13 protein-coding genes are annotated in these 12,638 nt (G+C 64.1%); 6 read left to right on the forward strand and 7 right to left on the reverse strand.

The features are described 5' to 3' along the window. Nucleotides 1-202: 202 nt before the first annotated feature. Nucleotides 203-664 carry an iron-responsive transcriptional regulator RirA gene (rirA, locus tag LB528_RS00005; protein ID WP_224713404.1) on the reverse strand — a complete coding sequence of 154 codons (462 nt, stop codon included), beginning with the start codon at nt 662-664 and terminating at the stop codon, nt 203-205. A gap of 209 nt (nt 665-873) precedes the next feature. On the opposite strand from rirA, the gene LB528_RS00010 reads away from it, so the two are divergent. From LB528_RS00010 to LB528_RS00020, 3 genes are all read left to right on the forward strand, one after another. After that, nucleotides 874-2,169, forward strand: coding sequence for a DUF445 domain-containing protein (locus LB528_RS00010; protein WP_224713405.1), 1,296 nt, complete (start codon nt 874-876; stop codon nt 2,167-2,169). Nucleotides 2,170-2,234: 65 nt separating this feature from the next. Continuing rightward, entirely contained in the window at nt 2,235-2,663 is a 429-nt protein-coding gene (locus LB528_RS00015) for a phasin family protein (protein ID WP_224713406.1), read from the forward strand. A gap of 178 nt (nt 2,664-2,841) precedes the next feature. Next, complete coding sequence (locus LB528_RS00020; protein WP_224713407.1) at nt 2,842-3,336, forward strand: MaoC family dehydratase; 495 nt, start codon at nt 2,842-2,844, stop codon at nt 3,334-3,336. Nucleotides 3,337-3,508: 172 nt separating this feature from the next. Here the strand turns inward: LB528_RS00020 and LB528_RS00025 are convergent, their stop codons facing one another. After that, on the reverse strand, nt 3,509-4,930 hold the full coding sequence (locus LB528_RS00025) for a PLP-dependent aminotransferase family protein (protein WP_224713408.1): 1,422 nt from the start codon (nt 4,928-4,930) through the stop codon (nt 3,509-3,511). A 102-nt stretch (nt 4,931-5,032) separates the two neighbouring features. Here LB528_RS00025 and LB528_RS00030 point away from each other — a divergent pair, with 102 nt between their 5' ends. Continuing rightward, nucleotides 5,033-5,896 (forward strand): DMT family transporter, encoded by an 864-nt coding sequence (locus LB528_RS00030; protein ID WP_224713409.1) that lies wholly within the window; start codon nt 5,033-5,035, stop codon nt 5,894-5,896. Between the two features lie 66 nt (nt 5,897-5,962). Here the strand turns inward: LB528_RS00030 and LB528_RS00035 are convergent, their stop codons facing one another. The 3 genes from LB528_RS00035 to LB528_RS00045 are packed head-to-tail and all read right to left on the reverse strand — an operon-like array spanning nt 5,963 to nt 8,367. Further along, a complete protein-coding gene (locus LB528_RS00035; RefSeq protein WP_224713410.1) occupies nt 5,963-7,003 on the reverse strand; it encodes a zinc-dependent alcohol dehydrogenase family protein in 1,041 nt (346 codons plus the stop codon). An 18-nt stretch (nt 7,004-7,021) separates the two neighbouring features. Then, nucleotides 7,022-7,672 carry a maleylacetoacetate isomerase gene (gene maiA / locus LB528_RS00040; protein WP_224511192.1) on the reverse strand — a complete coding sequence of 217 codons (651 nt, stop codon included), beginning with the start codon at nt 7,670-7,672 and terminating at the stop codon, nt 7,022-7,024. Further along, nucleotides 7,669-8,367, reverse strand: a complete 699-nt coding sequence (locus LB528_RS00045) for a fumarylacetoacetate hydrolase family protein (protein WP_224511195.1) — start codon at nt 8,365-8,367, stop codon at nt 7,669-7,671. The genes maiA and LB528_RS00045 overlap by 4 nt, the downstream gene beginning before the upstream one ends. A 208-nt stretch (nt 8,368-8,575) precedes the next feature. On the opposite strand from LB528_RS00045, the gene LB528_RS00050 reads away from it, so the two are divergent. Beyond that, nucleotides 8,576-9,259, forward strand: a complete 684-nt coding sequence (locus LB528_RS00050) for a response regulator (protein WP_224713411.1) — start codon at nt 8,576-8,578, stop codon at nt 9,257-9,259. Between the two features lie 10 nt (nt 9,260-9,269). Here the strand turns inward: LB528_RS00050 and LB528_RS00055 are convergent, their stop codons facing one another. Beyond that, entirely contained in the window at nt 9,270-10,607 is a 1,338-nt protein-coding gene (locus LB528_RS00055) for a hybrid sensor histidine kinase/response regulator (RefSeq protein WP_224713604.1), read from the reverse strand. Nucleotides 10,608-10,612: 5 nt separating this feature from the next. Continuing rightward, complete coding sequence (locus LB528_RS00060) at nt 10,613-11,839, reverse strand: FIST N-terminal domain-containing protein (protein WP_411962080.1); 1,227 nt, start codon at nt 11,837-11,839, stop codon at nt 10,613-10,615. Nucleotides 11,840-12,046: 207 nt separating this feature from the next. Here LB528_RS00060 and LB528_RS00065 point away from each other — a divergent pair, with 207 nt between their 5' ends. Continuing rightward, nucleotides 12,047-12,547, forward strand: a complete 501-nt coding sequence (locus tag LB528_RS00065) for a (2Fe-2S)-binding protein (protein WP_224713412.1) — start codon at nt 12,047-12,049, stop codon at nt 12,545-12,547. The last annotated feature ends 91 nt before the right edge of the window (nt 12,548-12,638 follow it).

Raw genomic sequence — 12,638 nt, forward strand, 5'->3', positions numbered from 1 at the left:
GCCTGTCCGAAAGGACGACCAGGATCCACTCGGCCTCCTTCCCACTTCAACCATACACCAGAACCAACACACAGGATCCTCGGGTCTGCGCTGCGTCGCTGCGCTCCTTGCTCCGCCCTAGAATGACAAAGCCATGGGCGGCGCCCCACCCGGGAAGTCATGGGCGGCGGCACTCCTCGAGAACCAAGCCGCTAGAGCCCGATCACGCCGCGGGCGCGCGCTGCTCCAGAAGGTCAATGCCGAGCAGGCTGCGCACATTCGGGCGCGCGGCGACGAGGTCGGCGATCGTGTAGCGGGAGAGCACGGCGAAGAAGGCGTTGAGCGCCTCGCGCAGCGCCGAATTCAGGGCGCAGCTGTCGACCAGCGGGCATTCGGCCGCGTCATTCTCGAAGCACTCGGCCATGGCGAAGCTCTCTTCGGTGACGCGCACGACGTCGAACAGGCTGATCTGCTCGGCCGAAAGGCCAAGCCTGACGCCGCCATTCCTGCCGCGCACCGTTTCGACCAGGCCGGCCTCGACCAGCGGCTGCAGGATCTTGAACAGGAACAGTTCCGACACAGAATAGGCGGCGGCGATCTCGGGGATGCGGCTCAGCCTGTCGGTGTTTGCGGCGCAATACATCAGGATGCGCATCGCATAATTGGTCTGGCGCGTGAGCCGCATGGTATCCTCGCGAAATATTAGCTTGAGCCGAATATGGCCCATAGTTTGGAACAATTCCAGATTGGACCGGTACATAGCTGAACAATCGTGTCAACTTTTCGTGCATACCGGCGCTTATGGCGGCCAGGGATGGCTCCCAAGCTTCGAGCGAGCGTTTTGGCGGGGCAGCCACTAGATAGAGGCGGGTGCAAACAGGAAACGGCCTTTCCATGTCACAGTCAGCTCCGGCCCTCGCGCCGGTTCGATTCGACGCCGATGCGCAAGCAAAGCTCGCGGCATTGCGACGGACCAAGTCCATCGCCGCCGGGGCGCTTGCGCTGTCCATCCTGGTCTTCGCGCTCGCCAAGTCCTTCGAGGGCAGCTACCCATGGCTCGGTTTCGTCGCGGCCTTCGCCGAGGCGGCGACCATCGGCGGCATCGCCGACTGGTATGCCGTGGTGGCACTGTTCCGGCGGCCGCTCGGGCTGCCGATCCCGCACACGGCGATCATTCCGGAGAACCAGCACCGCATCGCCGACAATCTCGGCCGTTTCATCGAAGTCAATTTCCTGGCGCCGGAGCCGGTGCGCCAAAAGCTCGCCGAGGTCGACTTCGCCGCTTTGGTCGCCGACTGGCTGGCCGATGCCGAACGCGCCGCCGACCTGTCGCGATTCGTCGCGCGGCTGGTGCCGCAGACGCTAACTGCGGTTGAGCAATCCGGCCTGCGCGACTTCGTCACCAGCCGCATGCTGGAGCAGATCGAAAAGGTGCCGCTGGCGCCGCTCGCGGCGGAGCTTTTGTCGGCGCTGACCGATGAGCGCCGCCACCAAAAACTGTTCGACGAGTTCACCAGGGTCGTCGGGCGTTTCCTCAATGACGAGCAGGCGCTGGCAACGATGCGCGAAAAGATCCGCGAGGAACTGCCGTCGCTGTTCAACCTGTTTCGTGCCGACGCCTACCTCTTGAAGAAGATCGTCGCTTCGGCAGGCTCGTTGCTCGATGAGGTGCGGGCCGATCCCAACCATCCGATGCGTGCCGAATTCGACGGCTTCGTACTTGGCTTCATCGAGCGGCTCAGGACCTCGAAGCAATATGCAAGGCGGGCCGAGAAGCTGAAGCGCGATTTTTTGGGCCGTCCGGAAGTCAGGGCGCTGGCCGGCGATGCATGGACGAGCCTGCGCCTGTTCATCGAACAGGACGCCAATGCGCCGGATTCGACGATCCGCGAGCATCTCGCCAACATGTTCGTCGAGGTCGGCAGGCATCTCGCCGACGACGCCCAGATCAGGGCCGACATGAACCAGGGTTTTGTCGTGGCGCTGGCTTCGTTCGTGGAAAGCCAGAAGAGCGGCGTGTCGACATTCATCGCCGACCAGGTCAAGCGCTGGGATCTGGCGCAGCTGACGCGGCTGATCGAGACGAATATCGGCAAGGACCTGCAATATATCCGTTTCAACGGCATGATCATCGGCGGGCTAGCCGGCCTGGCGCTCTATACGGCGGAGCGGCTGTTCCTCGTCAATTGACGCTGGCCCAAGGAGCACTATTCTCCTTCAAGGGCGCCGCATGGCGGCCGGCAGGGAGGCACAGCATGGCAAAACGACCAGAGTCAGACTCCTTTCTCGACATGTTCAGCAGGTTCGGCCGCGACCTCAAGCTGCCGAATGTCGATGTTCAGGCGATCCTCGATCATCATCGCAAGAACCTCGAAGCCCTGGAAAAGTCGGCGAGGGCAAGTGCGGCCGGCGCCTCCTCGGTGTTGGCGAGGCAGCATGAGATGGTACAGAATGCCCTTCATGAGATCACGCGAATGGCGCAGAACTACCAGACACCCGGCAATCCGCAGGAACTGATGAGCAAGCAGGCGGAATTTGCCCGCAGGTCGTTCGAGACGACGCTGAAGAATGCCAGCGAAGTGGCTGACCTTGTGCGCAAATCCAGCACCGAATCAGTCGAGATCTTGCGCGACCGGATCCGGGATGCGATGGCGGAAATCCGCGCCGGCTACGAAAAGAAATAGCTACCTGGCGATTTCGGGCCCATCACCGACCGACATGCGATGCAACCGGCGCAGGCGCCCGAGCGTTCTCGGCCTGCCTAAAAGCATCAACTCTACCGGCGAAAATCGCGGGGCGGCGCATTGACAGTGGCCGCCGCTTCATGGTCGGGAGACAGGCAAAAGTGATGGGAAAGCCGGAATGACGGAAGCACGGCCGAGAACGCCGCCGACCTTCGAACAGTTGCGAACGATGTCCGGGCAGGAGCTCGGCGTGTCCGACTGGACGACGGTAGACCAGCAGCGCATCGACCAGTTCGCCGAGTGCACGGGCGACCACCAATGGATCCATGTCGATCCCGATAGGGCGAAACGGCAGAGCCCGTTCCGCACTACGATCGCGCATGGCTACCTGACTTTGTCGATCATCGGCGCGCTGGCGCTGGAGATGGGTATCGTGCCGGAAAACACCCAGGCCGCTTTCAACTACGGCTTCGACAAGGTGCGCTTCCTGGCGCCGGTCAAGGCCGGTGCGCGCATCAGGCTGCGCACCACGCTGCTTTCCATGGAGGATCTCGGCCCGGGACAGTATCTGATGAAGGCGGCCAACACCGTCGAGATCGAGGGCGAGCAGAAGCCGGCGCTGACGGCCGAAACGCTGGTGATGATGTATGAGCGCCGCAAGCGGGCCGGTTAGGTCCGCCGATATTCAGGTGAGGCCAGTCTGCAAATGGCGGCCTCCTGCGCTTCCGGTGCTCACGTACTTGACGTACGCTCCGCTCCGGTTCTCGGAAACCACCATTTTCGACTCGGCCTGACCTGAATCTCGACAGACCTGGCGGAGTCGGTTCCCAGGCTGATCAAGTCATCTATGCAGCTTTGTTACGGCGCGATGCCGACATCGCTTTCTCAAGCGCTCCGAAGATGCGCTGATCCCAGCATTGCGTGACGTTGAAGCGCATGAAGCGAGCGGCGGTATGCGACAGGCTAAAGACATTGCCGGGCGCTAGCACGACATTATCCGAAAGCGCATGGCGCGCGACGTCGGCGGCGTCGATGCCGTCGGGCAGGCGGCACCAGAGGAACATGCCGGCCGGCTGGTCGATCCAGGGCACGATGCCCATCGCCTTCAGCCTGCCGGCGGTCTCGGCCATGGCGCGCGACAGGCGCGTGCGCAACTGCTCGACATGTTTTCGGTAGCTGCCGTCCTTCAGCAGGCTCAGCACCAGCTCCGAGGACAGCCGGGTGCCGCCGAATGTGGTGGCGATCTTGAGATCGGTCAGGCCTTCCATCCAGTCGGCTGGTGCCGCGATGAAACCGCAACGCATGGAAGCCGACAACGTCTTGGAGAAGGAGCCGATCTGGACGACGCGTTGCAGCCCGTCGAAGGCAGCGAGCCTCGGAGCAGGGCTGTGTTCGAAGTCGGCGAAGATATCGTCCTCGACGATGGTGAGATCCGTCTGGTCGGCGAGCTTCAGGAGCCGATGCGCGGTGACCGGCGACAGGATCGCGCCGGTCGGGTTGTGGATGCCGGAATTGGTGATGTAGAGGCGCGGCCGGTGCTCGGCGAGCGCCTCGGCGAAAAGCTCGATGTCCGGCCCCGAAGGCGTGTAAGGCACGCCGACAACCTTGGCCTGATGCGCGCGCAACAGCGCATGGAAGTTGAAATAGCAGGGGTCGTCGACCAGGACCGCATCGCCGGGCTCGATCAGGAAGCGGCACAGAAGGTCGATCGCCTGGGTGCCGCAGTCGGTCAGCATGATCTGGTCCGGCGAGACCTCGACGCCATGGTCGGCCATGCGCCTTGCCAGCAATTGGCGCAGTGGCGGCAGGCCGAGCGGCGTGCCGTAATCGGCAAGCGCCACGTCGTCGGCGCGGGCAGTGGTGCGCAGCGCCCGGCGCAAGGCGGCCTGCGGCATCCAGGACGCCGGCAGCCAGCCGCAGCCGGGTTTCAGCATCTCCTCGCCCGCTTCGAGCGACTGCCGCGAGACCCAGAGCGGGTCGACGGCGCGGTCAAGCCGAGGGCCGATCTCGGCCAGCGACAATGGCGCAAGCTGGCCGGCGGCGTAGAAGCCGGAGCCAGGCCGCGAACGGATCGTGCCTTCCGCCGCAAGGCGCTCATAGGCTTCGACCACGGTCGATTTTGAAACCTGCATGGATTTGGCCATGGCCCGGATCGAGGGCAGGCGGGCTCCGGGCGTCAGCGTGCGCGCCGCGATCCGCTGGCGGATTGCCGCCATGACGGTTTCGACAAGCGTGGCGCCACTGGCGTTTGGGCCCGCTATGTCCATCTGTACTTCCCCGTGCACCATTACAGTTTTGTCGAATTGTACCGCATTGTCTCTGGTGATGCCATGGTCTGCCCCGGTACGGAAGCACAAACGGAGCGGGTGATGGAAAAGAGTTTTGACGGCTGGCTCAGCGGCTTCATCGGTGTGCTGATCTTCAGCGGGTCGCTGCCGGCGACGCGGGTGGCGGTGATGGATTTCGATCCGACCTTCCTGACGGCGGCCAGGGCGGCGATCGCCGGCCTGCTCGGCATCGCGATGCTGCTGCTGTTTCGCGAGAAGCGTCCGGAGCGCGGCGACTTGATCTCGCTCGTCGTCGTTGCGCTGGGCGTCGTGGTCGGCTTCCCGTTGCTGACGGCGCTGGCGCTGAAACATGTCACCTCGGCGCATTCCATCATCTTCGTCGGCCTGCTGCCGCTGGCCACTGCGATCTTCGGCGTGCTGCGCGGCGGCGACCGTCCGCGCCCGGCCTTCTGGCTGTTCTCGTGCCTAGGAAGCGCTTTGGTCGCGGGGTTCGCCCTGGCGCAAGGCGTGACCGCGTCGCCGGTCGGCGACGGCCTGATGCTCGGCGCCATCATCGTCTGCGGGCTGGGCTACGCCGAAGGAGCCAAGCTGTCGCGCAAGCTCGGCGGCTGGCAGGTGATCTGCTGGGCCTTGGCGCTGTCGCTGCCGGTCATGCTGGCGTTGAGCTTCGCGACGCTGCCGCCATCTTTCGCCGCCATCGGTTCGAGCGCGTGGATCGGCCTCGCCTATGTCTCGCTGTTCAGCATGCTGATCGGCTTCGTCTTCTGGTACCGCGGCCTCGCGCAAGGCGGCATCGCCGCCGTCGGGCAGCTGCAGCTGCTGCAGCCCTTCTTCGGCCTGGCGCTGGCGGCGAGCCTGTTGCACGAGCAGGTCAGCCCGATGATGGTGGTAGTCACGCTGGGCGTGGTGGCCTGCGTGTTCGGAGCGAAGAAGTTCGCGCGGTAAGCGCCTACTGATTTGTTTTGACGCAATTCCAGACGGAAAACCGTTTCACACTTTTCCTGGAATTGCTCAGAACTTCGTCACCACCCCGATGCCGATGCCTTCGAAACCGCCCATCGCCATCAGCGCGGCCGGCGCCTCTTCGAGACTGATCTTCTTGCCCACCAGCAATTCGGGCTTCAGCTTGCCGGTGCGGATCATGTCCATCATCGCCGAATAGCGGTAGGCCTGCATGCCGTGACTGCCGAGGATTTCGAGCTCGAAGGCGATCACCTTGTCCATCGGCACCTGCGGGCGGGCATGCTCGCCCAGCATCAGCCCGACCTGAACATGGCGGCCGCGCCGGCGCAGATTCGAGATTGAGTTGAACGAAGTGGTCGGATGTCCAAGCGCGTCCATCGACATATGCGCGCCGCCATTGGTGATCTGCTTGATGGCCTTGACCACGTTCGGCGTCGTCGAGGCGTTGATCGTCGCCACCGCGCCGATCTTTTTGGCGAACTCCAGCTTCTCGTCGGTGAGGTCGATGGCGATCACATTGGCGCCCATGGCGCTGGCGATCATGATCGCCGACAGGCCCACGCCGCCGCAGCCATGCACCGCGACCCATTCGCCGGGCGTCACCCGGCCCTGGTCGACGATGGCCCGGAAGGAGGTGACGAAGCGACAGCCGAGGCTGGCGGCGGTGGCGAACTCCATCTCCTCGGGCAGGCGCACCAAATTCGTGTCGGCGTGCTCGATGCCGACATATTCGGCGAACGAGCCCCAGCCGGTGAAGCCCGGCTGCGTCTGATGCTCGCAGACCTGATGGTTGCCAGACGTGCATTCGAAGCAGCGGCCGCAGCCAACGGCGAAGGGGACCGTGACGCGATCACCGGCCTTCCAGCGGCCGACCTGCTTGCCGGCGGCGACGACGACGCCGGCCAGTTCATGTCCGGGGACGTGTGGCAGCGTGATGCCGTCATCATGGCCCATCCAGCCGTGCCAGTCGCTGCGGCAAAGACCGGTAGCCTCGACCTTGATGACCACGCCATCCGGGGCGGGCTTCGGATCGGGAACGGTCTGGATCGTCGGCGCCTCGCCGAACTTTTCAAAGACGACAGCTTTCATGGGGAGTCCTTCAGTTCGTTACTCGGCATCGATCTGGTTCTGCGGCGCTGCCTTCTGGAACGCCGGCAGCGCCATGCAGGCGGCGTTGATGCGCGCAATCACCGGGTAGGGCGCCATGTCGACGCCGAAGCGGGCATTGTTGGTGACCTGGGCGGCGAGGCAGATGTCGGCAAGGCCCGGCACATCACCGTGGCAGAAGGTGCCGGTCTCAGGCGACGAAGCCAGAATCTTCTCAAGCGGCTGGAAACCTTCGTTCACCCAGTGCCGGAACCAGTTGACGACGTCCTCGTCGCCGGCGCCGAACAAACTGCGAAGCGAGGTCAGCACGCGCAGATTGTTCACTGGATGGATGTCGCAAGCGATCATTTGCGCCAGCATCCGCACTCGTGCCCGACCCAGCGCATCCTTCGGCAGCAGCGGCGGCTCAGGCTGGATGTCGTCGAGATATTCGATGATCGCCAGCGACTGGGTCAAAAGCGTGCCGTCGTCCAGAATCAGCGCCGGCACCAGCCCTTGCGGGTTGACGGCGAGATAGGCGGGCTCGAGATGCTCGCCATGGCGCAGATGATGCGGCACATAGGTGTAGTCCAGCCCCTTGATCGCCAGGGCGATCCGCACCCGGTAGGAGGTGGAGGAGCGGTAGTAATTGTGGAGGACGAGATCGCTCATCGCCTCGGCTGCCCGATGCTCACCGCGATCTCGCCGATACCGTCGACGCCGCCGGTGAGCCTGTCGCCGGCCTGGACCGCACCGACTCCGGCCGGCGTGCCGGTGAAGATCAGGTCGCCGGGTTGCAGCTCGACCGCCTCGCTGCAGATAGCGAGGATGTCGGCGATCGGCCAGATCAGCTCGGCAAGGTCGCCATCCTGCTTCACCGCGCCGTTGACGGCAAGCCAGATGCGGCCTTTTTCCGGATGCCCCGATTTCGCGGCCGGAACGAGCGGTCCGCAAGGCGCGGATTGGTCGAACGCCTTCGACCAATCCCAGGGACGGGCAGCTTTCTTGGCCTGTTCCTGCAGGTCGCGGCGGGTCAGGTCGACGCCGACGCCATAGCCCCAGATATGGGCGAGCGCATCGGCGCGCGGAATGCGGAAGCCGGCCTTGCCGATGGCAACGACCAGCTCGATCTCGTGATGCAGGTTCGAAGTCAGCGGCGGGTAGGGGATCTCGGCGCCGCTGTCGACCACCGCGTCGGCCGGCTTGGTGAAGAAGAAAGGCGGGTCGCGCTCGTCATTGCCGAGTTCGCGCGCATGCGCGGCGTAATTGCGGCCGACGCAGAAGATGCGGCGCACGGCAAACCGCTCCACCGAGCCTGCGACGGCAACCGAGGCAGTGGCCGGCGGCGGAAGGACGAATTCGGGCATGAGTTTTCTCTGCGTTGGCATAAATCGTGTCACTTTCCGCCGATTTTGACGGACGGGCAAGACTGAGGACGACCCCACGCATATTGGCGCTGTCGTTTCAACGACAATGCGCTGTACCATTGGGCGTATACTATTTGCCAATAATCTGGCCATGGTCACGGGACTATCCTGCGCCTACTGAAACCGAACCGATGCCTGAACCCGTGCAATGACCTCCGCCAGCGATCGCGCCCGCTTCCTGATCATCGACGACCACCCGCTGTTTCGCGAGGCGCTGCACAGCGCTGTGCAGATGGCCTATCCGGATGTCGACACGGTCGAGGCGCGTTCGATCGCGGAAGCGATCGAGCTTCTTGCCGACGCCAAGCCGTTCGATCTCGCGCTGCTCGATTTGAGCATGCCCGACGTGCATGGCTTCGAGGGGCTGTTGCAGCTGAGGACCCGCTACCCGCGGCTGCCGGTGGTGATCGTGTCAGGCTATGAGGAGCCGAAGATCATCTCCGAGGCGTTGTCCTACGGCGCCGCCGGCTTCATCCCGAAGTCGGCCCGCAAGAGCGATCTTGCCGCGGCCATCCGCTCGGTGATGGATGGCGCGGTCTATGTGCCGGAAAATTACGAAGGGCAGCCCCCGGACCCCGACAGCACCGACCGTGCCGACATGGTGCAACGCCTGGCCAGGCTGACGCCGCAGCAACTGAGGGTCCTGCAGATGCTGCGCCAGGGCATGCTCAACAAGCAGATCGCCTACGAACTGCAGGTGGGCGAGACCACCGTCAAGGCGCATGTCTCCGAGATCCTGCGCAAGCTCAATGTGTATAGCCGCACGCAAGCGGTGATCGAGGTGTCGAAGCTGGATAATGCGGAGTTGTTCAGAGACCAGGCGGGATTTTGAGGCGGTATTTCTAAGCCAGCAAATGCGCCAGCAGCGCCCGCAATTGCGCCGGCTTCAGCGGCTTGCGCATCAGCTCTATGCCGGCGGCGCGGGCGGCCTTGGCGACGAACTCGGAACCATCAGCGGTGACGATCAGCGCCGGTACGGGGCGGCCGAGATAGTCGCGCACTTCGGCTATCGTTGACGTGCCGAGATCGCCGCCGTCGAGATGCTGGTCGGCGATGACGATGTCGGGCACCCAGGCGGTGTCGCCGAGCAGATCGAGCGCATCGTCGGTCGAGGTGGCGGCGCGTACCTGGCACTGCCAGCGCTCCAGCAGCGAGGTCATGGCGGCGAGCACATCGGCGTCGTTCTCGACAAGCAGCACCTTGGTGCCGAACAGGCCGTAGCCGCGCGGGCGATCCATGTCGGCGCTGGTCGTCGCCGGTTCGGCCGGCGCCATGCCGACCGGTACGTCGATGTGGAAGATGGTGCCGCGTCCCACCTTCGAGGAAAAGGTTACCGGGTGGCCGAGCGCGGCCGCCATGCGGCGCACGATGGCGAGGCCGAGGCCAAGCCCGCCGGCAAGTCCGGCATCGGCAAGCGTCGCGGTGCCGCGGTGGAATTCCTCGAACACCGCTTCGCGCTGGTCCTCGGGGATGCCGCAGCCGGTATCGGCGACGTCGATGCGGATGGTGTCGCCGCGATGCCTTGTGCCGACCAGCACGCCGCCGGAGCGGGTATAACGGAGCGCGTTGGAAAGGATGTTCTGCAGGATACGCCTGAGCAGTGTGCGGTCGGAGCGCACGACGACATTGACCGGGCGGAATTTCAGCGACAGGCCTTTCTTTTCCGCTTCGGGAAGGAAGTCCGACCGCAGTGAGGAAAACAGCGCCTCTAGGCTGACATCGCCTATTTCGGGCTGCACTACGCCGGCGTCGAGCTTGGAGATGTCGAGCAGCGTGCGCAACAGGTCTTCCATCGTCTCCAGCGAGCGCTCGACCTGGCGCACCAGCTTCCTGCCTTCGTCGCTGGTCTGGACCTCGGTCAACGCCGAGACCGACAGATGCGCAGCGTTCAGCGGCTGCAGCACGTCGTGGCTGGCGGCGGCGAGAAATCTGGTCTTGGAGAGGTTTGCGAGTTCCGCGTTCTCCTTCGCCGCGCTGAGGTCGATGTTCGACTGCTCGAGCCGGCGCAGCGTGGCGTGCAATTCCTCGGTGCGGTTGCGCACCCGGTTTTCCAGCGAAATCGCGGTTTGGAACAGCGAGAAGGCATTGCCCTGCTGGTCCATCGAGCGCTCGACGCGGCTGACCAGCGCGGCGTTGATCTTCTTCAGCCTTTCGAGGTCGTCGATGTCGCGAAGCGGCATCTCGCTCACTCGGCTGCCTGGCGCTCGCCGAAGGCGATGCCGGTGAAGGTCTGGTTGAGGTGCATCGAGCGATACTGCTCGCCATAGGTGCCGAAGCCGATCACCTTATTGGTCCGATAGAGCTCGGAGATGTCACGGAAGACCTGGCGATTGCGCGCGTCGAGCCGGCGCAGCACGCAGTCGAAGCCGAGGATCATGTCGATGCCGCCCAGCCTGTGCTCGACATCCTGGAGAGCGGTGCGCGTCGCTTCCACCATGTTCTTCGGCTGTGCGATCGAAAGCACCACGCCGTCGTCGATGGCGCAGAAGAAGGACAGCGAGCCGTCGGGATGCATGCGCTGGATCGAGCGGCAATAATATTCGCCGCCGACCTTCACCACGACCGGGTGCGAGGCGAAGCTCAAGGGCGTCAGCGTCTGCGGCACGATGCCGACGGAGGCGGCATATTCTTCCGCCGCGTTGGTGGCGTTGAATTCGCGCACGATGCGATGATCGGGGTCGGACGCTGTCACCACCAGCTTCTCGTCGGTCGGGATGAAATTGTCGGTTTTGAAGACGTGGAAAGGGATCTCGGTCGCGACCAGCACGATGATGGCGCTGTCGGAACTGACCTTGCCGTCCGAGATCAGGCTGGTCGTCTCGAATTTCAGGTCGTCGCCCGCCGAGCCGCCGATCAGCGGGATGTCGTCCAACCCCCAGTGGATGGCCGAGGTCACCGCTTCCTCGGCATAGGAAAGCCCGTCGATGAAGCAGAGGGCGAAGACGCTCTTCGTCCGCTCCCGGCCGGCGCGGCCGCGCAGCAGGCGCCTGAGCTCCACGACCTCGCCGGTGATCCCGTCCATGCCGGAGGTGGAGAGGTTCTCAATCATGGTGCTGACGGTCGAAAACGACGCCGACGGCAAAAGCAGGGCAAGGGCATGCCCTTCCTCCAATCCCTGCGGCGTGATTTCGCCGGCGGTCGAGCAGCCGGCATAGGCGAGCGACGGCGCATGGACCTTCAGCGCCTGCGCGAGCGCCGCCGCGTCGACCAGGCTTTGGGAGAAGAACAGAAGCGCGAAGCCGGCATCGACGATCGCCGCTTCGGCCGCGACGGCTCGGGCAAAGGCATTTGGGTCCGGCTCGTCCGTGGTGAGCGCTGAAAGGCCCGATGCATAGCGTGTGCTCGAACTGGCCAGCTGCCTTCTCCGCAATTCCCCCAACGCTGGCTTATGCGTGTCTTTTATGTCGGGCACGCGCGCGTCGAAGGCATCTTTGCCTTCAATCCCGGTTTTGGCAATGGGCCGGTCGCTGGGCGCGTGGTGCTTTTGCTATGACCGAAAGTACAATGCAACCGGCGCTGGCAGCGCTGTTTTGCCCATTGTACGGTGCGCGAACAACGCACTGCCGAAGCACAAGCACGGCATTCGGCAATGACCAAGGTTGATACCCAGGGAGGTTGCATGTCGGACGTGTCGTTGACTGTGAACGGGAGGCGGGTCAGCGGGAGCGCCGAGGACCGAACATTGCTGGTGCATTTCCTGCGAGAGCATCTGGGCCTCACCGGAACGCATGTCGGTTGCGATACATCGCAATGCGGCGCCTGCGTCGTGCATGTCGACGGCAGGGCGGTGAAATCCTGCACGATGCTCGCCGCGCAGGCCTCGGGCTCGACCATCGTCACCATCGAGGGACTGGCGGATGGCGCAGAGCTGCATCCGGTGCAGGCCGCGTTCAAGGAGTATCACGGACTGCAATGCGGCTTCTGCACGCCGGGCATGATCATGACGGCCACCGACATGATCGCGCGCTACCCGGAAGGCCTGGACGAGGCGATGGTGCGCGCTGAGCTCGATGGCAACATCTGCCGCTGCACGGGCTACCACAACATCGTGAAGGCGATCCTCGCAGCATCGGAGACGATGGCGAAGGGCGCCAAGGGAAAGGCGAAGCAGGCAGCTTAAGGGCATAGGGAGTAGGGCAGTAAGGGAGTAAGCGACCGGCTCCTCATTCCCTATTCCCATACACCCCTACTGCCCTACTCCCCTAAAATTC

The sequence above is a fragment of the Mesorhizobium sp. CA4 genome (genome assembly GCF_020165075.1).
Taxonomy (GTDB): Bacteria; Pseudomonadota; Alphaproteobacteria; order Rhizobiales; family Rhizobiaceae; genus Mesorhizobium.